Source organism: Streptomyces sp. NPDC021100 (genome assembly GCF_044333095.1).
In the GTDB taxonomy this organism is placed as follows: Bacteria; Actinomycetota; Actinomycetes; order Streptomycetales; family Streptomycetaceae; genus Streptomyces.
Genome location: NZ_JBIRQH010000004.1, coordinates 421,725 through 445,201 on the forward strand (window position 1 = coordinate 421,725; position 23,477 = coordinate 445,201).

Consider the following 23,477-nt stretch of genomic DNA (forward strand, 5'->3'; position numbering starts at 1 on the left):
CCCGTCCGGCGCTTGAGGACAACCGCGCGGAGCGCGGTTTCGGGGGTCTGGGGGTACAGCCCCCAGGAATCGGCGAAGGGGAGGGACCGGGGCACACCCACCCCCACTGTCCGACCCCTCTGCTAAGACTGAAGCTGTGAGCAGCGAGAACGGGCACCCCGAAACAGCCCCCCCACAGGGGGAGCAGCTCGCGCTGATCCGCGAAACCGTGCGCAAGGCGAAGAAGCCCCGGGCCAAGCCGCGCACCTGGCGCGGCGCCGCGCTGGCGAAGGAGTTGCCGGTCGCGAAGGTGCTGGTCGACAAGGGGCCGGTGCACCTGGACAAGCTGTGGGACTACGCGGTGCCCGCCGAGCTGGACGCCGACGCCCGCCCCGGCGCCCGCGTCCGGGTGCGCTTCGGCGCGGGCACGCGCAACGTGCGGGACGGGCGTCGCGAGGGCGGCGGCCTGCTGGACGGCTTCATCGTGGAGCGGGTGCCGGAGTCCGACTACCGGGGGCCGCTCGCCGCCATCGCCCAGGTGCTCTCGCCCGAACCCGTCCTCGGCCCGCGGCTCTTCGCGCTCTGCCGGGCCGTCGCCGACCGGTACGCGGGCTCGCTCGCCGACGTCCTCCAGCTGGCCGTGCCGCCCCGGCACGCCCGGATCGAGGGCGAGCCGTCCGGGCCGCTGCTGCCCCCGCCGGCCGCGCCGGACCCCGGCGGCTGGGCCCGCTACCCGACCGGCCCCGGCTATCTGGAGGCCGTCGCCCGGGGCGAGAGCCCGCGCGCGGTGTGGACGGCCCTGCCCGGGCCGCACTGGGCCGACGAGCTGGCCCGGGCCGCCGCGGCCGCGCTCGCCTCGCGGCGCGGAGCGCTGGTCGTCGTCCCCGACGGGCGGGCCGCGGCCCGGGTCGACGCCGCGCTCACCGCGCTGCTCGGGCCCGGCCGGCACGTCCTGCTGACCGCCGACACCGGCCCGGAGGAGCGCTACCGGCGCTGGCTCGCGGTCAACCGCGGCGCGATACGGGCCGTCGTCGGCACCCGTGCCGCCATGTTCGCGCCCGTCCAGGACCTCGGCTTCGTCGCGATCTGGGACGACGCCGACTCCAGCCACGCCGAGCAGCACGCGCCGCAGCCGCACGCCCGCGAGGTGCTGCTGCTGCGCGCGGCCCAGGAGAAGGCCGCGTTCCTGCTCGGCGCCTTCGGGTGCAGCGTCGAGGCGGCGCAGCTCGTCCGTACCGGGTGGGCGCTGCCGCTGGCCGCCGACCGGGCCCGCGTCCGGGCCGCCGCGCCGCTGGTCCGCACGGTCGGCGACGGCGACCTCGCCCGGGACGAGGCGGCGCGTGCCGCCCGGCTGCCCTCGCTGGCCTGGCAGGTGGCCCGGGAGGGGCTGCGGCATGGCCCGGTGCTGGTCCAGGTGCCCCGCCGGGGCTACGTCCCCCGGCTCGCCTGTGAGCGCTGCCGTGAGCCCGCGCGGTGCGGCCGGTGCGCCGGCCCCCTGGAGGCGCATGGCGCGGACGGCGCGCTGCACTGCGGCTGGTGCGGGGTGGAGGCGGTGAACTGGCACTGCCCCGAGTGCGCCGGGTCCCGGCTGCGCGCCCAGGTGGTGGGGGCGCGGCGGACCGCCGAGGAGCTCGGCCGGGCGTTCCCCGCCGTCCCGGTCCGCACCTCGGGCCGCGACCACGTCCTGGACACCGTCCCCGGCGCCCCCGCCCTGGTCGTCGCCACACCGGGCGCCGAGCCGGTCGCCGAGGGCGGTTACGCCGCGGCGCTGCTGCTCGACGGCTGGGCGCTGCTCGGCCTGCCCGACCTGCGGGCGGGGGAGGAGACCCTGCGCCGCTGGCTGGCGGCGTCCGCGCTGGTGCGGGGGCAGGAGGCGGGCGGCACGGTCGTCGTCGTGGCCGAGCCGACGCTGCGTCCGGTGCAGGCGCTGGTCCGCTGGGACCCGGCGGGTCACGCGGTGCGGGAGCTCGCCGAACGGGCGGAGCTGGGCTTCCCGCCGGTCTCCCGGATGGCCGCGGTCAGCGGGCCGCCGGAGGCCGTCGCGGAGTTCCTGGCGGCGGCGGAGCTGCCGGAGGGGGCCGACGTCCTCGGGCCCGTCCCGGTGCCCCCGGCGGCCGCCGGCCGCCCGCGCCGCCCTGGCGACCCGCCGCCGGGGGAGCACTGGGAACGGGCCCTGGTCCGCGTCCGCCCCGGCCGGGGTGCCGCCCTGGCCGCCGCTCTGAGAACCGCCCAGGCGGTCCGCCTCGCCCGCAGGGACGGCGAACCGGTGCGCCTGCGGATGGACCCGCCGGACATCGGCTGAGCGGAGGGCCCGGACCGGATGCCCGACCGGCCTCCCGGCGCGGGCCGGAGCATCGTGGACGGACGCAGGGCGCCGGCCGGTCGGCACCGCCCCGAAACCAGGGCGTCCGCGGGCGATCGGTGCTCGATCCGTCGCGTACGGTCCGAGGAGCCCGGGATGCCGGTGGCGGACCGGCTCGCCGGCAGCCGGAGGGGGCGGCCGGGTCCGGGTGGCCGCTTCCTGCCGGTTCGCCCTGATGCCGTTTGCTGCCGGTCGTCGTTGGGGGGCCGCGGAATGGGCCGGCGTTGTCTCGTGGCCGGTCGGCCCGGGCGGGTGGACCGGCCTGGTCGAGTGCTCGGGTGCGACTCGGGGCCGGCTTCGCGTCGACGCCGTCGTGCGGCCGTTTCGTCGCCGCCGGTCGGACCGGCTCGGTCGCCCTCCCGACGCGGCCGGCCCGGTGACGGCCGCGACCACGGGGACGGCACCCAGCCGGCTCGTACGCCGTCAGCCGCGTCGGGCCGCAGGGGGTGCAACCGGAACCGCCCGCACCGCCCCTGCGGGCCCTCACCCGTTCCGCGGTCCCGGGAACGCCGGCGGGCGCGGTTCCTCGCGGTGGGAGCTCGCGGGCTGGCCCGGGACCGAGCGGGCAGCCGGGACGACGGGGACGACCGGGGGGGCGCCGACCGTCGCGGCCTGCTCGGGGGCCGGGGCCGGCTCCGTGGAGGTCTGGCCGTTGGCGCGGCGGGCGCCGTAGCGGCGGTGGACCGCCTGCTTGGTGACGCCCAGCGCCGAGCCCACCGCGTCCCACGAGAAGCCGAGCGAGCGGTCGAAGTCCACCGCCGCCGTCACCAGCGTCTCGACGCTGTCGCGCAGCTCCTGCGCCAGCCGGACGGTCGGGGCGGGGGCCCGGCCGTAGACGACGAAGCCCGCCGAGGGGCCCGTGCGGCGTGGACGGTAGACATTGCCCAGCTGAGCGGTCAGGGTACGCAGCGCATCCACCTGCCGGCGGACCCGCTCGATGTCCCGGACCAGGAGATGCAGGCTGGCTCGTGCCTGGGCGTCATGAGTTGCGTGGTCGGGCATCAACAAGCCTCTCGGACCGGCGGTGAACGGGGTGCTTACGGACGAGAGTTGACGGACAGTCGGAGCGGGCCGCGGTGGCGGCCCGGTGGGTCGGTCAATCTCTCTTGACCCAACGCGCCAAGGCCGGACGGGTCACGCTATGGGGGCGCACATCCGCCGGAATGGGGCGTGCGGTCGGTCGCACGCCCCTCGCCCGAGCCGTGAGGCCGACGGGGCGGCCGAGCCGCGCACGTCCTAGACTGTGCGCCGTTCCGCTCGGCGCGTGAGAGGTAGTTCGCCACCCATGAGGCTCGTCTTCGCCGGTACTCCCGAGGTCGCGGTCCCCGCCCTCGACGCCTTGCTCGCCTCGGACCGCCACGAGGTCGTCGCCGTGGTCACCCGCCCGGACGCCCCGGCCGGACGCGGCCGGCGGATGGTCGCCAGCCCGGTCGCCGAGCGCGCCGAGGAGGCCGGCATCGAGGTCCTCAAGCCGAACCGGCCGCGCGACGAGGACTTCCTCGCCCGGCTCCGCGAGATCGCGCCGGACTGCTGCCCGGTCGTCGCCTACGGCGCGCTGCTGCCCAAGGCCGCCCTGGGGATCCCCCGGCACGGCTGGGTGAACCTGCACTTCTCGCTGCTCCCCGCCTGGCGCGGCGCCGCCCCCGTGCAGCACGCGGTGATGGCCGGCGACGAGGTCACCGGCGCCTCCACCTTCCTCATCGAGGAGGGCCTCGACTCGGGTCCCGTCTACGGCGTCCTCACCGAGCAGGTCCGTCCCACCGACACCAGCGGTGACCTGCTGACCCGGCTCGCGCTCGCCGGCGGCGGGCTGCTCGCCGCGACGATGGACGGGATCGAGGACGGCACCCTGGAGGCCGTCCCGCAGCCCGCCGAGGGCATTTCCCTGGCCCCCAAGATCAGCGTCGAGGACGCCCGGATCGACTGGACCGCCCCCGCCCTGCGCTGCGACCGCGTCGTCCGCGGCTGCGCCCCCGCCCCCGGCGCGTGGACGGTGTTCCGCGGCGAGCGGCTGAAGGTCATGTCGCTGGCGCTCGCGCCGGAGCGCACGGGCCTCGCGCCCGGGGAGATCGCCGCCGGGAAGAAGAGCGTCCACGTCGGCACCGGCTCGCACGCCGTCGAGCTCCAGTGGGTGCGGCCGCAGGGCAAGAAGCCCATGCAGGCCGCCGACTGGGCCCGCGGCGTCCGCATCGCCGCAGGCGAGAAGCTCGGGGACGGCCCGGCGGCGTAGGCTGGACCCCTTCGTCACCCCCAGCTCCGGAGCACCTTTCGTGAACGATCAGCAGCCGCCTCGCCGGAAGAACGGCCGCCCTGCGAAGCCGCACCGCCGGCCCAAGAAGGACCCGGTCCGGATCCTCGCCTTCGAGGCGCTGCGGGCCGTCGACGAGCGCGACGCGTACGCGAACCTGGTGCTCCCCCCGCTGCTGCGCAAGGCGCGGGAGAAGCACGAGGACTTCGACGCCCGGGACGCCGCCCTCGCCACCGAGCTGGTCTACGGCACGCTGCGCCGGCAGGGGACGTACGACGCGGTCATCGCCGCCTGCGTCGACCGGCCGCTGCGCGAGGTGGACCCGCCGGTGCTGGACGTGCTCAGCCTCGGCGTCCACCAGCTGCTCGGCACCCGCATCCCGCCGCACGCGGCCGTGTCGGCCACCGTCGAACTGGCCCGTGTGGTCTGCGGCGACGGCCGGGCGAAGTTCGTCAACGCCGTGCTGCGCAAGGTCACCGCGCACGACCTGGACGGCTGGCTGGAGCGGGTCGCCCCGCCCTACGAGGACGACCCCGAGGAGCACCTCGCCGTCGTCCACGCGCACCCGCGCTGGATCGTCTCCGCGCTGTGGGACGCGCTCGGCGGCAGCCGCGCCGGCATCGAGGACCTGCTCGACGCCGACAACGAGCGGCCCGACGTCACCCTCGTCGCCCGGCCCGGCCGGGCCTCCGCCGCCGAGCTGCTGACGGCGCTCGGCGAGGACCGCGCCCTGCCGGGCCGCTGGTCGCCGCACGCCGTCCGGCTCGTCGAGGGCGGTGAGCCCGGCGCGATCGACGCCGTGCGCGAGGGCCGGGCCGGCGTCCAGGACGAGGGCAGCCAGCTTGTCGCCCTCGCCCTCGCCGCGGCGCCGCTGGACGGCCCCGACCGGCGCTGGCTCGACGGCTGCGCGGGCCCCGGCGGCAAGGCCGCGCTGCTCGCCGCCCTGGCGGCGGAGCGCGGCGCCGCCCTGCTGGCCGCCGAGCGCCAGCCGCACCGCGCCCGGCTGGTCGGCCGCGCCCTGGCCGGCAACCCCGGCCCGTACCAGGTCGTCACCGCCGACGGCACCCGCCCGCCGTGGCGCGAGGGCACCTTCGACCGCGTCCTCGTCGACGTCCCCTGCACCGGCCTGGGCGCCCTGCGCCGCCGCCCCGAGGCCCGCTGGCGCCGGCGCCCGGAGGACGTGGCCGGCTTCGGGCCGCTCCAGCGCGACCTGCTCCACGAGGCCCTGCGGTCCGTGCGGACCGGCGGCGTCGTCGGCTACGCCACGTGCTCCCCGCACCCGGCGGAGACCCGGGCCGTCGTCCAGGACGTCCTCAAGCGCGACGGCGTCGAGGCCGAGTGGATCGACGCCCGCCCGCTGCTCGGCGGCGTCCCCGCGCTCGGCGACGGCCCGGACGTCCAGCTCTGGCCGCACCTGCACGGCACGGACGCGATGTACCTGGCGCTGCTGCGGAGCACGGGCTGACCGGCCGGCTCCGGGATCCCGCGCGGCGCCGGGGCCGGAGCCTCGCGGTCGCGACCGCGACCGGGTGCCCGGCGGGCCTGGCACGGCCGGCTGCCGGGCGGCCTCCCGAGAGTCGCCCCCGGCGGCCGCCGACGGCGGTGCTCCGCCCAGCGGCCGGCCGCAGCGGGCGTCGGACCGGCCCCCTGACACCACTCCCGGGAGCGGACGTCCCCGTCTCCGCACGCGCGGCGGTCCGCGGTGTGCCTCCGGCGTGGGCGAGGTCGCCGCAGCCGCGCCGCCCGGCGGACGGAGGTCCGTGAGCGGTGCGGGAACGTGCTGTCCACGAGGAGGTCGCCGCCCGGCCGGGGGCCCGCCCCGGGCAGCCGGTCGACCGCGGGCCGGAGCGGCAAGGGGCCGGGCTCGGCGCCGGCCTCCGGATCTCGTCGCCCGCCCGGCGTCGCGTCCGACGGGCTCCGCTCCGGGGAACCGGCCGCCGCCCTCCGCGAGGGCGACCCTCCCTGTCCGGGCGGCCGCCTCCGCATGGCAGGCTTGGGGCATGACCGTCCAGATCAACCCCAGCATCCTCAGCGCGGACTTCGCCCGCCTGGCCGACGAGGCGCAGGCCGTGAAGGGCGCCGACTGGCTCCACGTCGACGTGATGGACAACCATTTCGTCCCCAACCTCACGCTCGGGGTGCCGGTCGTCGAGTCGCTGAGCAGGGCCACGTCCACGCCGCTGGACTGCCATCTGATGATCGAGGACCCGGACCGCTGGGCCCCGCAGTACGTGGAGGCGGGTGCCGGGTCGGTCACCTTCCACGTGGAGGCCGCCGCCGCCCCCGTCCGGCTGGCGCGGGAGATCCGGGCCAAGGGGGCGCGGGCGTCGATGGCGCTCAAGCCCGCGACGCCGATCGAGCCGTACGAGGACCTGCTCCCCGAGCTCGACATGCTCCTGATCATGACCGTGGAGCCGGGCTTCGGCGGGCAGAAGTTCCTGGACATCATGCTGCCGAAGATCCGTCGCACCCGGGAGCTGATCTCCCGGCACGGTCTGGAGCTCTGGCTCCAGGTGGACGGCGGGGTCTCGGCGGAGACCATCGAGCGGTGCGCCGAGGCGGGCGCCGACGTGTTCGTCGCAGGTTCGGCCGTTTACGGTACCGATGACCCGGCGGCCGCCGTACGCTCACTGCGTGAGCTCGCGGAGGCCGCCACCTCGGCCGCGCCCTGGGCCTGCGGGCACTGACACCACCGGGTCCGGAGGTCGCCGGGGACCGCGGCCGGGACCGGACGAAGATCGGGACCGCCGTTTTCTGACAGGATGTGACGGTCGAGTCCACAAGGTGAACGCAGCAGTGAGGAGAACGCGGTGTCGACGGGCCGTTCAGTGACGCCGATGGGGCCCGCCGAACTCGTGCAGGCGGCGGCCATGGCCCGCCGCTTCTATCTGGAGGGCAAGTCCAAGATCCAGATCGCCGAGGAGTTCGGCGTGAGCCGCTTCAAGGTGGCCCGGGTGCTGGAGACGGCGCTCGAACGCGATCTGGTGCGCATCGAGATCCGGGTGCCCGCCGAGCTGGACGCGGAGCGGTCCGACGCGCTGCGCGCCCGCTACGGCCTGCGGCACGCCGTCGTCGTCGAGTCCCCGGCCGACGCGGCCGAGGACGCCCCCGACCCGGAGAACCTGGGCGAGGTGGCCGCCGGACTGCTCGGCGAGCTGGTCAACGAGGGCGACGTCCTCGGCCTCGCCTGGGGCCGCTCCACCATCCACATGGCGGCGGCCCTGCACCGGCTGCCGCCCTGCACCGTCGTCCAGCTCACCGGCGTCTACGACGCGGGCACCGCCGAGCGCGGCTCCGTCGAGGCCGTCCGCCGGGCGGCCCAGGTCTCCGGCGGCGAGGCGCACCCGATCTACGCCCCGATGCTGCTCCCGGACCCGGCCACCGCCGCCGCGCTGCGCGGGCAGACGGGCATCGCGCGGGCCTTCGAGTACTTCGACAAGGTGACCGTCGCCGCCGTCTCCATCGGCTCCTGGGAGCCGGGCATCTCCACGGTCTACGACATGCTGTCGGACGAGGAGCGCACCCACTACGCGTCGCTGGGCGCCGCCGCCGAGATGTCGGCGCACCTCTTCGACGCCGAGGGCCGGCGGATCGGGCGGGACCTGGGCGAGCGCTGCATCACCGTGGAGGCCGACCGGCTCCGCCGCATCCCCGAGGTCGTGGCCATCGCGGGCGGCGCGCGCAAGGCGGCGGCGATCGGCGCGGTGCTGCGGTCGGGCCTGGTCACCAGCCTGGTGACGGACACGGCCGCGGCGGACTACCTGCTGACCGAGTCCGCCCCCGGCCCCCGCCCGGCGCTGGAGCGCGCCGACCCGGACGTCTGAGCGTCCCGCGGTCCGAGGACCGTCCCGACCGCCTCGCGGACCTGGGCGCGCAGCCAGCGGTGCGCCGGGTCCGCGTCGTCGCGCGGGTGCCACGCCTGGGAGAGGTTGATCGGCGGCAGGGCGAACGGCAGTTCGCGGACGGTCAGGCCGAGCGTCTCGACGGTGTGCCGGTGGTGCAGCCAGGGGATGACGGAGACGAAGCTCCGCGAGCCCATCAGGAGCAGCAGTGTCGCCGCGTAGGTCGGCGCGGTCGCGGAGACCCGCCGCCGGTGGCCGGTCTCGGCCAGCGCGTCGTCGAGCGGATGGCCGGTCCGGCCGTGCCGGGACGTCTGGAGGTGCCGCGCGGCGGCGATCCGCTCGACCGTGAGTTCGCCCTCCGCGAGCGGGTTGTCGGCCCGCATGGCGAGCACGTGGCGGTCGCGGCCCAGGTGCTCGGTGCGTATCTCCGGGGCGGTGGACCGGAGCACCCCTATCTCCAGGTCGGTGACGCCCTCGCGCAACCGTGAGCCCTCGCCCGCCAGTTGGGCGAGGAAGCGGACGGTGACGCCGGGTGCGCGGGCCTCCAGCCGGGACACCAGGTGGTCACCGACGGAGGTGACGACCGCGTCGTTCGCGACCACCGTGAAGGTCCGTTCCAGCGTCTCCAGGGCGGGTCCCGCGGCCGGGGCCAGCACCGCGCGGGCCCGCTGCACCAGCGCGTGCACCTCCGCCCGGACGGCCACCGCGTGCGGCGTCGGCTGCATGGCGTGCCCCGCGCGGACCAGCACCGGGTCGCCGACGGCCCGCCGGATGCGCCCGAGCGCGCGGCTCATGGCGGGCTCGGTGATCCCCAGCCGCTCGGCGGCCCTGGTGACCGAGCACTCCTCCAGCAGCGCGTCCAGGGCCACGAGCAGGTTCAGATCCAGGCGTGTATGCACGTGGTGCATCTTACGAGTGCCGGAATTGCATTTGAAGTCATGCGAGGAATGCCGGATTCTGAATGCGGCCCGGAACGCGTAGGGGCGGGTGGCGGAACTCCGGGAATTCCGGGAGTTCCGGAAAAATCGTCCCCGAATCGTCGGGAAAGGGCCGGAAAACCACCGGGCCGGTCCCGGGAACGGGAGGGGAACACATGCCGGACGATATAGGACGCCGACGGCGCGTCCTGGTGCTGCTGATCTGCTGTACGAGTCTGCTGCTGGTGAGCCTGGACGGCTCGGCCGTCAACATCGCCCTGCCGGCGCTGTCGACCGAACTGCACGCCTCCATGGCGGGGTTGCAGTGGATCGTCGACTCGTATCTCCTGGTGCTGGCGAGTCTGCTGATGCTCGCGGGCTCGACGGCGGACCGCATCGGGCGGCGGCGCACCTTCACGGCCGGTCTCGTGGTCTTCACCGCCGGGTCGCTGCTGTGCGGCTTCGCGCCGGGGCTCGGCTGGCTGGTCGTCTTCCGGGTGGTGCAGGCGGTGGGCGGGTCCATGCTCAACCCGGTGGCCATGGCCATCATCACCAACACCTTCACCGACCGCGCCGAGCGGGCCCGGGCGATCGGGGTGTGGGGCGGGGTGCTCGGCATCAGCATGGCGCTCGGGCCGGTGGCCGGCGGGGCGCTGGTGGACTCGGTGGGCTGGCGGGCGATCTTCTGGATCAACGTGCCGATCGGCATCACGGCGGTGGTGCTGTGCCGCCGTTTCGTCCCCGAGTCCAAGGCGTCCCGGGTGCGCCGGTTCGATCCGGTGGGACAGGTCCTCGTCGTGGTGCTGCTGGCCTCCCTGGTGTACGCGGTGATCACCGGCCGGGAGCACGGCTGGGCGTCGGCGCCGATCGTCGCGCTGTTCGCGCTGGCCGCCGTCGCCCTGGTGGCCCTGGTCGGGTACGAGCGGCGGCACGCGGAGCCGCTGATCGAACCGCGCTACTTCCGCAGTGTGCCCTTCAGCGGGGCGAGCGTGATCGGGTTCTGCGGAGTGGGGGCGCTGGGCGGGTTCCTCTTCGTGGAACCGCTCTACCTGCAGGGCGTCCGCGGTCTGTCGGCGGTGGACGCGGGGCTGTACACCCTGCCGCTCGCCGCGATGATGCTGGTGGCCGGGCCGGTGTCCGGACGGCTGGTGGCGGCCCGCGGGCCCCGGCTGCCGCTGGTGGTCGCCGGTACGGCGATCACGCTGGCCGCCCTGGGGCTGACCCGGGTGGGCTCGGACACGCCCACGGCGTGGCTGCTCGTCGACCACGCGCTGTTCGGCCTCGGGTTCGGGCTGATGAACCCGCCGATCACCACGACCGCCGTCACCGGGATGCCCGCCGAACGGGCCGGCATGGCGGCCGGGATGATGTCCACCGCCCGGCAGGTGGGCCAGGCGTCCGGCGTGGCCGTCATCGGCACGGTGGTCTCCGCGCACCTCGACGGGCCCGCGCGCACCCACTTCGCCGCGGCCAGCCACGGCGGGTGGTGGATCGTCACGGCGTGCGGCGTCGTCGTCGCCGTGCTGGGGGCCGTGACCACCGGTCCGAGGGCGCGGCGCACGGCGGCGGCCGCGGCCGCCGCCCTCGCCGGGGAGCCCGCGCCGGAGCGGGCCGGGGCCGGTCCGGCCGCCCGTACGGATGGTGGAGAGGCGGCCGGTACGGATGGCGGCTTGAGCGGGTCGAGGGGGCCGGCGCAGGCGCCGGAGGGCGGGCCGGCTCAGGGGCAGGGGCGGCTCATGAACAGCGCGATTTCCCCTGCGGATTCCGTACCGGAATAAAGCGTGGTGTCCATTCCGCAGAACGAGAAACCCATGCGGAGATAGGAACGGATGGCAGGGGCATTGATGTTGGTGACTTCCAGCCACACATGCCCCGCGCCGCATTCCCGGGCCCGCTCGTGGACGCGTTCCATGAGGGCCCGGCCGACGCCCCGCCCCCGGTACTCCGGGGCCACCTCGATGTCCTCGACGGTCAGCCGGCGGTTCCACGGCTCGTAGGAGGTGGCGACGAAGCCGCAGAGCACGTCGCCGTCGAACGCCGCGTACCGGCGGCCGGTGCCGTCACCCCCGTCGCCGTCGCCGTCCGGCTCGTCGTCGGGGAACACCTTGCGGACGGGCGGATCGACCGGCACCGGGCGGAGGGCGAAGCCGGCGGGGGAGGCGGTCACCTCGTAGACGGTGTCGGTGGTGAACGAGCCGTCGAGGGCGGCCACGGCCGCGTCGTCCTCCGGTCCCGAGGGGCGGCAGATGATCTCCTGGTACGTCATGGCGCCACCGTACGGAGCCCGGCCGGCGGCCCCTCCGGCCGGGCTCGGCCGACGCTTGGCCGATGCCACAGGGGCCGTCGCGGCCGGCTGGCCGAATCCACAGGAATGCCGCGAAATCTCACAGTCATTGGCCAACAGCCCGAGTCATCGTGGATGATGGGTCCAGGAACCTCAGCCCGATCCGGCGCTGGTTCGAGCTGACTCCCCACCCGCTTCGTAGTTCTATTCCTGCAGGTGAGAGAGCCAGTATGCGTTTCCTCAACGATCAGAAGCCGCCGTACGACCTGACGTACGACGACGTCTTCATGGTGCCGAGCCGCTCCGCGGTCGGTTCCCGCCAGGGCGTGGACCTGTCCGCCCCGGACGGCACGGGCACCACCATTCCGCTCGTGGTCGCCAACATGACCGCCATCGCGGGCCGCCGCATGGCGGAGACCGTCGCCCGCCGCGGTGGCCTCGTGGTCATCCCCCAGGACATCCCGATCGAGGTCGTCACCGACGTCATCACCTGGGTCAAGAGCCGGCACCACGTGCTGGACACCCCCATCGTCCTCGCCCCCACCCAGACCGTCGCCGACGCGCTGTCCCTGCTGCCCAAGCGGGCGCACGGCGCCGGCGTCGTCGTGGACGCGGACCACCGGCCCGTCGGCGTCGTCACCGAGCACGACCTGACCGGCGTGGACCGCTTCACCCAGCTCTCCGAGGTCATGTCCAAGGAGCTGCTGCTCCTGGACGCCGACATCGACCCGCGCGAGGCGTTCAACCAGCTCGACGCGGCCCACCGCAAGCTGGCCCCCGCCGTCGACAAGGACGGCAAGCTGGCGGGCATCCTCACCCGCAAGGGCGCCCTGCGCGCCACCCTGTACACCCCGGCCACCGACGCCGACGGCAAGCTGCGCATCGCCGCCGCCGTGGGCATCAACGGCGACGTGGCCGGCAAGGCCAAGGCGCTGCTGGACGCCGGTGCGGACACCATCGTGGTGGACACCGCGCACGGCCACCAGGAGTCGATGATCGCCGCGATCAAGGCCGTCCGGTCGCTGGACCCGCGGGTCCCGATCGTCGCGGGCAACATCGTCGCCGCCGAGGGCGTGCGCGACCTGATCGAGGCCGGCGCGGACATCATCAAGGTCGGTGTGGGCCCCGGCGCCATGTGCACCACCCGCATGATGACCGGCGTGGGCCGGCCGCAGTTCTCCGCGGTGCTGGAGTGCGCAGCCGAGGCGAAGAAGTACGGGAAGCACGTCTGGGCCGACGGTGGCGTCCGCCACCCGCGCGACGTGGCGATGGCGCTGGCCGCCGGAGCCTCCAACGTCATGATCGGCTCCTGGTTCGCGGGCACCTACGAGTCCCCGGGCGACCTTCAGCAGTCCGCCGACGGCCGGCTGTACAAGGAGAGCTTCGGCATGGCCTCGGCCCGCGCCGTGCGCAACCGCACCTCGGAGGAGTCCGCCTACGACCGCGCCCGCAAGGGCCTGTTCGAAGAGGGCATCTCCACCTCGCGGATGTTCCTCGACCCGACCCGCCCGGGCGTCGAGGACCTGATCGACTCGATCATCGCGGGCGTCCGCTCGTCCTGCACCTACGCGGGCGCGAGCAACCTCGCGGAGTTCCACGAGCGGGCCGTCGTCGGCGTCCAGAGCGCCGCCGGTTACGCGGAGGGCAAGCCGCTGCACGCCAGCTGGCAGTAGTCGTCACACCTGCCCGGAAGAGGGGCGCGGCCGATCCGGCCGCGCCCCTTTTCGTCGTTTTCCGCCCGACCGCCGTCTGCTGTGGTTGACGCCTACATGTACCGATTCGTAAGGTGACATGCAACGAACGCCCATTCTTGGCACGCAGACGCAACGATCGTACGGGCATGCGCAAGAATGGTGCATTACGAGCGCGGGCCCCTACCTCGTAGGGTTCCGCGCAGTACGTGGAGTGGCGGGTACCGCTGGCTCGCGGTCCCCCTCCTTTCTCGGTCGTCCCCCTGCCGACGCAACCGACGGGTGGCCGCTTGCGGTACCGGTGGCTCCACTGGCCGCGATGAACGGAGCGACCCCCGTGCTGGACCAAGACACAGCGCCCCCTGCCGCCGGCAACGGCAAGCGCCCCCCGCAGCCGCCCGCCGGGACCGGTTCCCGTCTGATGCGGCGCAAGCCGGTCGAGCGCCTGGTCGCCGAGGGCGGCCAGGGCGAGGGCGGCACGCTGCGCCGCTCGCTCGGCATGTGGCAGCTGACCATGATCAGCATCGGTGCCACCCTGGGCACCGGCATCTTCGTGGTGCTCGGCACCGCCGTGCCGGACGCCGGCCCCGCCGTCGTGATCTCGTTCGTCCTCGCGGGCCTCACCGCGCTCTTCTCCGCGCTCTCCTACGCGGAGCTGGCCGGCACCATCCCGGTCTCCGGCTCCTCGTACTCGTACTCCTACGCCACGCTCGGCGAGATCGTCGCCTGGATCTGCGGCTGGTGCCTGATCCTGGAGTACGGCGTCTCCGTCGCGGCCGTGGCCGTCGGCTGGGGCCAGTACCTCAACGAGCTGCTGGACGGCACGATCGGCGTGACCATCCCGGCGTCGCTGGCCAACCCGCCCGGTGACGGCGGCATCTTCAACGTGCCCGCCCTGCTCGTCGTGCTCCTCTGCATGGCGTTCCTGCTCGGCGGCGCCAAGGAGAGCGCCCGCGCCAACGCCATCATGGTCGGGGTGAAGATCGCCGCCCTGCTGCTCTTCTGCGCCGTGGCCTTCACCGGCATCAAGGCCGGCAACTACTCGCCGTTCATGCCGCTGGGGCTGGCCGGCGTCAGCAACGCCGGGGCCAGCCTGTTCTTCTCGTACATCGGTTTCGACGCCGCCTCCACCGCCGGTGAGGAGGCCAAGAACCCGAAGAAGGACCTGCCCAAGGCGATCATGCTGTCGCTGCTGATCGTCACCGCGCTGTACGTCCTGGTCGCCGCGATCGCCGTCGGCGCCCTGCCGTGGAAGCAGTTCGAGGGTTCCGAGGCCGCGCTCGCCGGGATCATGAAGGACGTCACCGGCCAGAGCTTCTGGGCCGTGCTGCTGGCGGCCGGTGCCGTCATCGCCATCGCCAGCGTGGTGCTGACCGTCCTCTACGGCCAGACCCGCATCCTCTTCGCGATGGCCCGCGACGGCCTGATCCCCAAGACGTTCGCCAAGGTCAGCCCGCGCAAGGGCGTCCCGGTGGCCAACACGGTCATCACCTGCGCCTTCTGCGGCATCCTCGCCGCCGCGGTCCCGCTGGCCGAGCTCGCCGACGCCACCAGCATCGGCACCCTCTTCGCCTTCGCCCTGGTCAACGTGGCCGTCATCGTCCTCGCCGTGAAGCGGCCGGACATGAAGCGCTCCTTCACCGTCCCGCTGTCCGGGGTCCGCGTGCCGCTCCCCGGCGGAGTGCGGCTGCGGCTCGGCATGATCTTCCCGGTGATCGGCTTCGGGCTCTGCCTCTTCATGATGTACCGGCTCTCCACGATCACCTGGGAGGTCTTCGGGGCCTGGCTGGTCGTCGGTCTCGTCATCTACTTCGCCTACGGCATGCGGAACTCGCGTCTGAACGGCGGGACGGACGACGGCCCGGCCGGTCCTGACGGTTCCGGCGGTCCTGCCGGTCCGGACGCCGTCGAGGCCCCCGCGAAGGGCTAGCCCGGCCGCCGCGAGTCGGGACGGACACCGGATACGTGATCTACTGCTGGAGGAAAAGCAGGATCCCGTAGAAAAGTGATTCACCCGCAGTGCGACTCAACGAGCTCGACGAACGTATCGTGCACGCCCTGGCCGAAGATGCCCGGCGGTCCTACGCCGACATCGGTGCCGAGGTCGGCCTGTCCGCGCCCGCGGTGAAGCGGCGCGTGGACAGGCTGCGTGCCGAAGGGGCCATCACCGGGTTCACCGTCCGGGTGGACCCGGGGGCCCTCGGCTGGGAGACCGAGGGCTTCATCGAGCTCTACTGCCGCCGCAACACCTCGCCCGAGGCGATCCACCGCGGCCTCTCCCGCTACCCGGAGGTGGCGTCCGCCTCCACCGTCACCGGTGAGGCCGACGCCATCGTCCAGATCTTCGCCTCCGACATGCGGCACTTCGAGCGGGTCCTGGAGCGCATCGCCGGCGAGCCGTTCGTCGAGCGGACGAAGTCGGTGCTGGTGCTGTCGCCGCTGCTGCGGCGGTTCAGCTCGGGGGCGCCGTCCTGACGTCCGCTCCTCAGGCGGGCGGTGCGAGCGGCAGGACCGACGGCACCTCTCCGGTGCCGCGAACCGCAGCAGATCGTGGCCGATCCCGGCCAGGCCCGTGAGCAGACCGGGCACCTTCTCGCCCGCCGGGGCACCCGAGCGCCGGCCTGTCCGCCGTACCCGCTCCAGGACGGCGGACAGCCGTTCCGCGAGTCCGTCCGGGCGGGCGAGGCCCAGCCCTCGGCGTAGAGCAGCGGTTCTAGGTTGCCGAGGCTGCCGTGGTACAGGCTGTGGTTGTCCCGGCCGGCGAGGGCGGGGCCGGGCGCGGCGCAGTTCTGCGGCCTGAGCTCGGTGGCCGTCGGCCGGTATGCCGACGTCAGCGGCTCCGCGCGGGCCAGGCCGACGCCCGCCGCGCCGTGGCACCAGGCCGACCAGTGCCGTACGGGCGCGTGCTCCCGCAGGTCGGGCCGGTTGCCCGTGTGGGGCTCGAACACGCCGACCTCGTAGGCCCGCGCTCCGTCGATCACCGCGTCGTACCGCTCGTCGGGGCGCAGCGCGGTGAGCCGGGACAGGGCGACGACGGCGCCCGACGTGCCGTGGGCCAGGCCGGTGAGCGGCCTGGAGACGGGAATGCCCGCGTGCCGCCGGCCGAGCCCGGCGCCCGTCGGTTCGGCGTGGGCGGCTAGGTGGTCCCCCGCGAGCCGGGCCGCCTCCAGGGGGACTCCGGGTCGCCGGCGGCCGCGTACGCCGCCAGGCACACCAGGACGTACCCCCCGGCGCCGTCGATCACGCCGTAGGCCGTGTCCCCGGCGGCGGCCGTCCGCAGCGTGGGGAGGACCGCGTCGCGGACCGCCCGGAAGCGGCCGGCGGGGCCGCCCGCCCGGAAGGTCGTGGCTCATCAGGTAGAGGGCCCCGGCGGCGGGGGCCTCGCCGCCGGTGACGCGGCGGGCGACCTCGTCCGCGATGTGGTCCGCCGGGTCGCGGAAGCGGCGGGCGCCGGTGACCCGGGGGAGCCGGAGCAGGAAGAGGCCGATCCCGGACAGCCCTCCGTAGAGGTCCGTGCCCACCGGGACGACCTCGGGGACACCGGGGCCGGGGGAGCGGGTGCCGAGCCGGCCCACCGCGTCGCCTCCGGTGACGGCGAGCCGGAGCAGCCGGTCGCCGATCTCCTCCGCCGCGCCGATCAGGGCCAGGGGGCGCCCGGTGGACGGCGGTGGTGGCGCGGGGCGGCCTGGGGCGCTCCTCGGGGGCCGTCCGGCGGCGTCGTGCGGAAGGGGGGCGCGGTTCGGGTGCGCCGCGGAGGTGCGGACGGCGGTGGTTCCGGGGGCGGCGACGCGTTCGCGGGATCGGGGAACGGGGTTTGGAACCCGACGCGACGCGGAACGGCCGTGCCGCGCGGAACCCTGCAGTGCCGCACGGCACTTGGGATCAGGCCATCGGGCCCGCGGCGGAATCCGGTGCGCTCACGATGGCCGGCCGTGCGACCGGAAGGCCTTGTCGCAGGTGAAGGTGGTCCCCTCTTGTCCCCCGCATATTCCCCCGTGTGAGGGACGCCGCAGCCGAGGCGTCGTCCCAGTGGTGCTCGTCAGGAACGCTAGCACCACGCGTTGCGGGCGCGCGGGCGGTTTTCGGCCATGGGGCGCCGCTGTTCCAAGGGTCAGGAAACCGTCGTCGAGCGGAGGAACTCGTGCAAAATGATGGCGAGTTGGGCGGGGGCGTCCTCCTGGACCAGGTGGCCCGCGCCGGGGATCGGCTCGAAGGAGGCGCCGGGTATCGCTGCGGCCAGCTCACGGCCCTTCTCCACCGGGATCCACGCGTCGTCCGTGCCCCAGCACACCGTGACCGGGAGGTCGGTCTCGCCGTAGCGGCCCTGGATCTCGTCGGTGTGACGCTGGTCGGCCTGGCGATCTGCCGGTAGAACGCCGGTTGGCCCGCCGCGCCGAGCCAGGGGTCGGCGAGCCGCTCCAGGACGGCGGGGTGTGGGCCGGGCCCGCCGGTCGTGCCGATGTACTCGCGGACGTGCGCGGCGTGCAGTGCGGGCGGCAACTGCTCGAAGACGGGGGAGTGTGCACCGACGAGGCGGAAGAACGGCGAGCCCCACGGGGCCAGTGCCACCGGGTCGACGAGGGCGAGCGCGCGGTAGCGGACGCCGTGCAGCAGGTGGGCGCGCAGGGCGACGGCACCACCGAAGCCGTGGGCCGCCACGACCAGGGGGTTCGGCCAGTTCCCAGTGGGCCAGGAGTTCGCGGAAGACGCGACCCTGGGCGGCCAGGGAGACGTCCTGTCCCGCGGTCTTCTCCGACTGCCCGTAGCCGGGCATGTCCCAGACGTACACCTGATGGTCGCGGGCGAGAGACCGGGCCACCGCGCGCCGGACGAAGGACGAGAACGGGGTGCCGTGCAGCAGGACGACCGGCGGCCGGCCCTGCTCGCCGAGACGGTCCCAGCGGACCTCGCCGGTGGGCCCGGCGAAGGTCCGCGTCAACTGCCATGCCGTCGTGTCCTGCATGAGGATTCCTCACGGTCGGGTGTGCGAACGCGAGGAATCGATCGTGCCGGGTTCAGGCTCCGGTCGTCGAGCCGGGGCGGACGATCATCAGAACGGTGACGATCGCCCAGGTCAGGGCGAAGAGCCCGGTGATCATCGACAGTCGGGGCAGGCCCGCGGCGAGCTTGGGGGCCGCCTCCGGCTCGGTGTCGTGGAGGTCGAGCGCGTCGATGATCGCATCCTGGCTGAACACCGCGATGGCCAGCAGCACCGCCGCCACCGCGGTCAGCGCCATCGAGACGACCAGCCAGGTGTCGCCCAGGACGCCCATCCGCTGCGCGGTCGCCATGCCGAAGGCGGGAACGGTCACCGAGATCGCCGAGTAGACCCGGGTGATGCGGTGGAGGATCCGCAGGGCCGCGGTGCCCTTCTTGGTGCGGTCGCCGTCCGGGGCCAGGGCCTGCCGCGCGAAGCGGGGGAAGAGGCTGGCGGCCACGGTCGCCGGACCTATGAGCAGGATCGCTGCCAGCACATGCAGGCTGAGCAGGAGTTTCGTCATGGCTTTCCGCTCCCATCGCGGTCGGGCGGGCAGAACCGGGCCGGCCGAGGGTTTCAGTCTGGCTTAAACATCGTGAGACGCTAGCATCCCTGGGCGACGTGGCCGGAAGTGGCCCCGGGTGTGATGGCCGGGGGTCATGCGGGCGGAATGCGGGCGAGGATGCGGGCGAGGGGTGATGGCGATGGCCGGGGACGAGCGGACGGAAGCGGTCCGCGCCGAACCCGGAGCCGCGGCGGACGTACCGTCCGCTGGTGAGGGGTGCCGGCCCGGCGGAGGCGCGCCTGACGGGGGCCCGTCCGCCGGGAGTGCGTCCGGTGGGGGTGCGCCTGCCGGAGGGGTGCTCGGCGGGGGAGATCCCGGCGGAGGCCCGTCCGGCGAACGTTCTTCCGGCGTGGGTCCGTCCCCCAGGGGCCTGCCATCCGGTGGCCTCCCATCCGGTGGGGGCCCGCCCGCCGGGGGCCCGCCCGGCATGCCGCTGCCGTTGATGCTGATCGGGCTCGGCCGGTTCGTCCAGGACGCGGCCCACCATGTGCTGTCCGCCCGGGACGGGTACTCGCTGCGGATGATGGGCGCCCTCGGTCATCTCGCCCGCGAGCCCGGCCTCTCCTACAGCGAACTGGCACGCCGCGCCGGGGTGACGGCGCAGAGCATGCAGGCCACGGTTCTCCGGCTGGAGGAGGCCGGTGCCGTGGCGCGCACGACGCCCGCCGGGCGGGGGCGGAAGGCGGAGCTCCAGGTCACCGAGCGGGGCCGGCGGATGCTCGACGACATGCGGCGGGTCCTCGCCGGGCTGGAGGGCCCGCTGACGGCGGGCCTGTCCGCCGAGGAGCGGTCCGTGCTGGCGCGGGTGCTGGGGCGGATGATGGGCAACGCCGCGGCCGCGTCGGGCCGCTGACGATCACCGGCGGCCGGCCGAAGGGTGCCCGGGGGAGCGGTGCGCGCCGCGCGGCCGACGGCGGCCGGTCCCGGCCGCTCCGGCTGTGTGACCGAGGGCCGTGGAGGACCGTCCGCCCCGGGGCACCGACGGGCGTGCAACGAATCGCCGCCAAGGCCGGAAAAGGCGCAACGAATCGCTCGGCAGCACGCAACATCCGTAGCTTGTCGCCCCAAGAGGCCGGGCCGTACCGTCAAGGCGTTTAACGGAATCCTGACCGGAATCCCGTCGAAAGTTCATCGAAACGCCTGCATGCCGCCCACCCGAAGAGGACATATGAAGCCGCTGCGTATCGCGCTGTTCCAAGGGCCCTGCGGCGTTCCGTCCTCGACGGCCGCCGCCCTCGGCGCGCTGGACGACGCGGCCCGCCGCGCGGCGGAGTCCGGCGCCCGGCTGCTGCTCACCAACGAGCTCTACCTGACCGGCTACGCGCTCGGCGACCTGGTCCCCGACCGCGCCGAACCCGCCGACGGCCCCGGCGCCGAGGCCGTGGCCGCGATCGCCGCCCGGCACGGGCTCGCCATCGGGTACGGCTACCCGGAGCGGGACGGCGCGGCCGTGTACAACGCGCTCCAGCTCATGGGCCCGCAGGGCACCCCGCTCGCCCACTACCGCAAGACCCACCTCTTCGGCGCGTACGAGACCACGTACTTCACGCCCGGCGCCGAGGCGGTGGTGCAGGCCGAGCTCGACGGCGTCCGGCTGGGGCTGCTGATCTGCTACGACGTCGAGTTCCCGGAGCCCGTGCGGGCGCACGCCCTCGCCGGCACGGAGCTGCTGCTCGCGCCGACCGCGCTGATGCGGCCCTACGAGATCGTGCCGCAGACGATCGTCCCGGCCCGCGCCTGGGAGAGCCAGCTCTACATCGCCTACGTCAACCGGTGCGGCACGGAAGGCGAGTTCGCCTTCGCCGGACTGTCCTGCCTCGCCGCCCCGGACGGGACCGTACGCGCCCGGGCCGGCGCCGACGAGGACCTGCTCGTCGCCGAGGCCGACCCCGCCCTGCTCCACCGGTCGCGCGCCGAGAACACCTACCTGGCCGACCGCAGGCCGGAGCTCTACACGCGGCTCGTCTGAGCCCCCCTCGCTCCACCCCCTCGCTTCACCTCGTACTCCCTCGCTTCACTCCACACCCCCTTGCACGCAGGAGAGTTCAGCCGATGACGTCCACGGTGCCCACCGCCGTCCACGACGAGCAGGTCCAGCAGAACGAGCCGCCGATCACCATGTTCGGCCCGGACTTTCCCTTCGCCTACGACGACTACCTGACCCACCCGGCCGGGCTGGGCCAGATACCGGCCACCGAGCACGGCGCCGAGGTCGCGGTCATCGGCGGCGGGCTCTCCGGCATCGTGGCCGCGTACGAGCTGATGAAGATGGGCCTCAAGCCCGTCGTCTACGAGGCGGACCAGATCGGCGGCCGGCTGCGTACGGTCGGCTTCGACGGCTGCACCGAGGGCCAGGACGCCGGCCTGACCGCCGAGATGGGCGCCATGCGCTTCCCCCCGTCCTCCACCGCCTTCCAGCACTACATCGACCTGGTGGGCCTGGAGACCAAGCCGTTCCCCAACCCGCTGGCCCCCTGCACCCCCTCCACCGTCGTGGACCTCAAGGGCGAGAGCCACTACGCGGAGACCGTCGACGACCTGCCGCAGGTCTACCGCGACGTCGCCGCCGCCTGGAACGCCTGTCTGGAGGAGGGCGCGGACTTCTCCGACATGAACCGCGCCATGCGCGAGCGCGACGTGCCCCGCATCCGCGAGATCTGGGCCAAGCTCGTCGAGAAGCTCGACAACCAGACCTTCTACGGCTTCCTCTGCGAGTCGGAGGCGTTCAAGTCCTTCCGCCACCGGGAGATCTTCGGCCAGGTCGGCTTCGGCACCGGCGGCTGGGACACCGACTTCCCCAACTCCATCCTGGAGATCCTGCGCGTCGTCTACACCGAGGCGGACGACCACCACCGCGGCATCGTCGGCGGCAGCCAGCAGCTCCCCCTCCGGCTCTGGGAGCGCGAGCCGGAGAAGATCATCCACTGGCCGCAGGGCACCTCGCTCTCCTCGCTGCACGACGGCGCGCCCCGCCCGGCCGTGACCCGGCTGCACCGCACGGCCGGCAACCGGATCACGGTCACCGACGCCGCCGGCGACATCCGCACCTACCGGGCGGCCATCTTCACGGCCCAGTCCTGGATGCTGCTGTCGAAGATCGAGTGCGACGACGCGCTCCTCCCGATCGATCACTGGACGGCGGTCGAGCGCACCCACTACATGGAGTCCTCCAAGCTGTTCGTGCCGGTGGACCGGCCGTTCTGGCTGGACAAGGACGCGTCGGGCCGGGACGTCATGTCGATGACGCTCACCGACCGCATGACGCGCGGCACCTACCTCCTGGACGACGGGCCCGACAAGCCCGCCGTGATCTGCCTCTCCTACACCTGGTGCGACGACAGCCTCAAGTGGCTGCCGCTCTCCGCCAACGAGCGCCTGGAGGTCATGCTCAAGTCGCTCGGCGAGATCTATCCCGGTGTCGACATCCGCAAGCACATCATCGGCAACCCGGTGACGGTCTCCTGGGAGAACGAGCCCTACTTCATGGGCGCGTTCAAGGCCAACCTCCCCGGTCACTACCGCTACCAGCGCCGGCTGTTCACCCACTTCATGCAGGACCGCCTCCCCGAGGACAAGCGCGGCATCTTCCTCGCGGGCGACGACATCTCCTGGACGGCCGGCTGGGCCGAGGGCGCCGTGCAGACCGCCCTGAACGCCGTCTGGGGTGTGATGCACCAGTTCGGCGGCGCCACCGACCCGACCAACCCCGGCCCCGGCGACGTCTACGACGAGATCGCGCCCGTCGAGCTGCCCGAGGACTGAGGCAAGGGCCGGCCGAAGGGCTGTCTTCGAGGAAGTGCCCCGCCGCCCGCCCGGCGCGCGGGGCGCTTCCCGTCTTTCCCGTCGTCCCGGCCGTCCCCGCATCCCAGCGGCGTCAGCAGACAGCGCCCCACCAGTCCCACGCTCGCGTCGACGCGCTCCGCGAACTCCGCCGCCACCACCGGCCGTTCGCGCAGCGCCCACAGCGCCCGGAACGCCGCCCACGCGGCGCCGCGCGCGGCCTCCAGGGTCCAGGACCCGAGCAGGTGGGTGAGCGGATCGGCCACGTCCAGCAAGTCGGGGCCCGGCATCAGGGCCTCGCGGATCCGCTCCTCCACAGAGACCAGCAGCTCGCCGACCCGGTGGAAGTCCCCCTCCAGATCCCGTGGTTCGGCGCCCAGGCCCCGGCAGGTGTCGGCGAGGGCGAGCGGCAGATCGTGGCCGATGTGGGCGTTGACACCCGCCAGCGCGAACTGCACCGGCCGGATGGCGGGATGGCCGCGGAGCTGGAACAGCGGACGCCAGCAGGCCGGCGGTCTTCGCCCCGCCGCCGCCTCGTCGACCGCGTCCAGATAGCGGCTCGCGAACAGCACGTCCAGCGTGGTGGTGGCCAGGCGGTCCCGGAACCCGCCCTCCGGCACCCGCCGCGCCACTTCCTCGGTGACCGTCAGGTACACCCCGTTGAAGACCGCCACCCCGTCCTCCGGCGGCAACTCGGCGGCCAGCGCCCGCATGCGGGCGACGACCCGCTCGATGCCGGTCATGGGTGTCGTGGTCCGTGCTCGCGTCATCTCCATGCACACAGAGTGACAGGCGAATGCGGAGAGTAGGGGTTCTGGCCTTCGAGTTAAC

General features: G+C 74.2%; 16 protein-coding genes and 3 pseudogenes. 12 read left to right on the forward strand and 7 right to left on the reverse strand.

The window, feature by feature from the left end; genetic code table 11:
- Positions 1-136 precede the first annotated feature (136 nt).
- The gene (locus tag ACH4PU_RS11380) at positions 137-2,281 is read left to right on the forward strand and encodes a primosomal protein N' (RefSeq protein ID WP_398269492.1); all 2,145 of its coding nucleotides are present in this window, start codon (positions 137-139) and stop codon (positions 2,279-2,281) included.
- Between the two features lie 543 nt (positions 2,282-2,824).
- On the opposite strand, the gene ACH4PU_RS11385 is transcribed toward ACH4PU_RS11380, so the two are convergent.
- The gene (locus ACH4PU_RS11385) at positions 2,825-3,343 is read right to left on the reverse strand and encodes a hypothetical protein (protein WP_398269495.1); all 519 of its coding nucleotides are present in this window, start codon (positions 3,341-3,343) and stop codon (positions 2,825-2,827) included.
- 283 nt (positions 3,344-3,626) lie between these two features.
- On the opposite strand from ACH4PU_RS11385, the gene fmt reads away from it, so the two are divergent.
- From fmt to ACH4PU_RS11405, 4 genes are all read left to right on the forward strand, one after another.
- Positions 3,627-4,571 carry a methionyl-tRNA formyltransferase gene (gene fmt, locus ACH4PU_RS11390; protein WP_398269498.1) on the forward strand — a complete coding sequence of 315 codons (945 nt, stop codon included), beginning with the start codon at positions 3,627-3,629 and terminating at the stop codon, positions 4,569-4,571.
- Positions 4,572-4,611: 40 nt separating this feature from the next.
- Entirely contained in the window at positions 4,612-6,054 is a 1,443-nt protein-coding gene (locus ACH4PU_RS11395; RefSeq protein ID WP_398269501.1) for an RsmB/NOP family class I SAM-dependent RNA methyltransferase, read from the forward strand.
- A gap of 535 nt (positions 6,055-6,589) precedes the next feature.
- On the forward strand, positions 6,590-7,276 hold the full coding sequence (gene rpe / locus ACH4PU_RS11400; RefSeq protein WP_398269504.1) for a ribulose-phosphate 3-epimerase: 687 nt from the start codon (positions 6,590-6,592) through the stop codon (positions 7,274-7,276).
- A gap of 150 nt (positions 7,277-7,426) precedes the next feature.
- Positions 7,427-8,413: a sugar-binding transcriptional regulator gene (locus tag ACH4PU_RS11405; RefSeq protein WP_152265528.1), complete on the forward strand. Its 987-nt coding sequence runs from the start codon at positions 7,427-7,429 to the stop codon at positions 8,411-8,413.
- Here the strand turns inward: ACH4PU_RS11405 and ACH4PU_RS11410 are convergent.
- Positions 8,347-9,339, reverse strand: coding sequence for a LysR family transcriptional regulator (locus ACH4PU_RS11410; protein WP_398269507.1), 993 nt, complete (start codon positions 9,337-9,339; stop codon positions 8,347-8,349). The genes ACH4PU_RS11405 and ACH4PU_RS11410 overlap by 67 nt on opposite strands.
- A 185-nt stretch (positions 9,340-9,524) precedes the next feature.
- On the opposite strand from ACH4PU_RS11410, the gene ACH4PU_RS11415 reads away from it, so the two are divergent.
- Positions 9,525-11,126, forward strand: coding sequence for an MFS transporter (locus tag ACH4PU_RS11415; protein WP_398269510.1), 1,602 nt, complete (start codon positions 9,525-9,527; stop codon positions 11,124-11,126).
- On the opposite strand, the gene ACH4PU_RS11420 is transcribed toward ACH4PU_RS11415, so the two are convergent.
- On the reverse strand, positions 11,066-11,614 hold the full coding sequence (locus ACH4PU_RS11420) for a GNAT family N-acetyltransferase (protein ID WP_398269513.1): 549 nt from the start codon (positions 11,612-11,614) through the stop codon (positions 11,066-11,068). The two genes, ACH4PU_RS11415 and ACH4PU_RS11420, sit on opposite strands and share 61 nt — an antisense overlap.
- 248 nt (positions 11,615-11,862) lie before the next feature.
- On the opposite strand from ACH4PU_RS11420, the gene ACH4PU_RS11425 reads away from it, so the two are divergent.
- The 3 genes from ACH4PU_RS11425 to ACH4PU_RS11435 all read left to right on the forward strand — a co-directional run bounded on the left by ACH4PU_RS11425 (position 11,863) and on the right by ACH4PU_RS11435 (position 15,798).
- Complete coding sequence (locus ACH4PU_RS11425) at positions 11,863-13,305, forward strand: GuaB1 family IMP dehydrogenase-related protein (RefSeq protein ID WP_398269516.1); 1,443 nt, start codon at positions 11,863-11,865, stop codon at positions 13,303-13,305.
- 355 nt (positions 13,306-13,660) lie between these two features.
- Positions 13,661-15,253, forward strand: a complete 1,593-nt coding sequence (locus tag ACH4PU_RS11430; protein ID WP_398269903.1) for an amino acid permease — start codon at positions 13,661-13,663, stop codon at positions 15,251-15,253.
- A gap of 89 nt (positions 15,254-15,342) precedes the next feature.
- On the forward strand, positions 15,343-15,798 hold the full coding sequence (locus tag ACH4PU_RS11435) for an Lrp/AsnC family transcriptional regulator (protein WP_004948618.1): 456 nt from the start codon (positions 15,343-15,345) through the stop codon (positions 15,796-15,798).
- Positions 15,799-16,031: 233 nt separating this feature from the next.
- On the opposite strand, the pseudogene ACH4PU_RS11440 reads toward ACH4PU_RS11435, so the two are convergent.
- From ACH4PU_RS11440 to ACH4PU_RS11450, 3 genes and pseudogenes are all read right to left on the reverse strand, one after another.
- Positions 16,032-16,676 (reverse strand): annotated as a pseudogene (locus ACH4PU_RS11440) (lanthionine synthetase LanC family protein); the annotation flags it as partial.
- A 758-nt stretch (positions 16,677-17,434) separates the two neighbouring features.
- Positions 17,435-18,286 (reverse strand): annotated as a pseudogene (locus tag ACH4PU_RS11445) (alpha/beta fold hydrolase).
- Between the two features lie 52 nt (positions 18,287-18,338).
- Positions 18,339-18,824 (reverse strand): DUF2269 family protein, encoded by a 486-nt coding sequence (locus ACH4PU_RS11450; RefSeq protein WP_351507430.1) that lies wholly within the window; start codon positions 18,822-18,824, stop codon positions 18,339-18,341.
- A 469-nt stretch (positions 18,825-19,293) separates the two neighbouring features.
- Between ACH4PU_RS11450 and ACH4PU_RS11455 the strand changes: the two genes are divergently transcribed.
- From ACH4PU_RS11455 to ACH4PU_RS11465, 3 genes are all read left to right on the forward strand, one after another.
- Positions 19,294-19,719: a MarR family winged helix-turn-helix transcriptional regulator gene (locus ACH4PU_RS11455; RefSeq protein ID WP_398269521.1), complete on the forward strand. Its 426-nt coding sequence runs from the start codon at positions 19,294-19,296 to the stop codon at positions 19,717-19,719.
- A 315-nt stretch (positions 19,720-20,034) separates the two neighbouring features.
- A complete protein-coding gene (locus ACH4PU_RS11460) occupies positions 20,035-20,835 on the forward strand; it encodes a carbon-nitrogen hydrolase family protein (protein WP_398269529.1) in 801 nt (266 codons plus the stop codon).
- Between the two features lie 83 nt (positions 20,836-20,918).
- Positions 20,919-22,628, forward strand: coding sequence for a flavin monoamine oxidase family protein (locus ACH4PU_RS11465; RefSeq protein ID WP_398269532.1), 1,710 nt, complete (start codon positions 20,919-20,921; stop codon positions 22,626-22,628).
- A gap of 104 nt (positions 22,629-22,732) precedes the next feature.
- Here ACH4PU_RS11465 and ACH4PU_RS11470 read toward each other — a convergent pair.
- Positions 22,733-23,416 (reverse strand): annotated as a pseudogene (locus tag ACH4PU_RS11470) (DUF5995 family protein); the annotation flags it as partial.
- Positions 23,417-23,477 lie beyond the last annotated feature (61 nt).

Excerpts from the sequence above, each read along its gene's own strand:
- ACH4PU_RS11385 (WP_398269495.1), bottom strand. The coding sequence starts at position 3,343 with ATGCCCGACCACGCAACTCATGACGCCCAGGCACGAGCCAGCCTGCAT.
- fmt (WP_398269498.1), top strand. The coding sequence starts at position 3,627 with ATGAGGCTCGTCTTCGCCGGTACTCCCGAGGTCGCGGTCCCCGCCCTC.
- rpe (WP_398269504.1), top strand. The coding sequence starts at position 6,590 with ATGACCGTCCAGATCAACCCCAGCATCCTCAGCGCGGACTTCGCCCGC.
- ACH4PU_RS11405 (WP_152265528.1), top strand. The coding sequence starts at position 7,427 with ATGGGGCCCGCCGAACTCGTGCAGGCGGCGGCCATGGCCCGCCGCTTC.
- ACH4PU_RS11410 (WP_398269507.1), bottom strand. The coding sequence starts at position 9,339 with ATGCACCACGTGCATACACGCCTGGATCTGAACCTGCTCGTGGCCCTG.
- ACH4PU_RS11415 (WP_398269510.1), top strand. The coding sequence starts at position 9,525 with ATGCCGGACGATATAGGACGCCGACGGCGCGTCCTGGTGCTGCTGATC.
- ACH4PU_RS11420 (WP_398269513.1), bottom strand. The coding sequence starts at position 11,614 with ATGACGTACCAGGAGATCATCTGCCGCCCCTCGGGACCGGAGGACGAC.
- ACH4PU_RS11425 (WP_398269516.1), top strand. The coding sequence starts at position 11,863 with ATGCGTTTCCTCAACGATCAGAAGCCGCCGTACGACCTGACGTACGAC.
- ACH4PU_RS11450 (WP_351507430.1), bottom strand. The coding sequence starts at position 18,824 with ATGACGAAACTCCTGCTCAGCCTGCATGTGCTGGCAGCGATCCTGCTC.
- ACH4PU_RS11455 (WP_398269521.1), top strand. The coding sequence starts at position 19,294 with ATGCCGCTGCCGTTGATGCTGATCGGGCTCGGCCGGTTCGTCCAGGAC.
- ACH4PU_RS11460 (WP_398269529.1), top strand. The coding sequence starts at position 20,035 with ATGAAGCCGCTGCGTATCGCGCTGTTCCAAGGGCCCTGCGGCGTTCCG.
- ACH4PU_RS11465 (WP_398269532.1), top strand. The coding sequence starts at position 20,919 with ATGACGTCCACGGTGCCCACCGCCGTCCACGACGAGCAGGTCCAGCAG.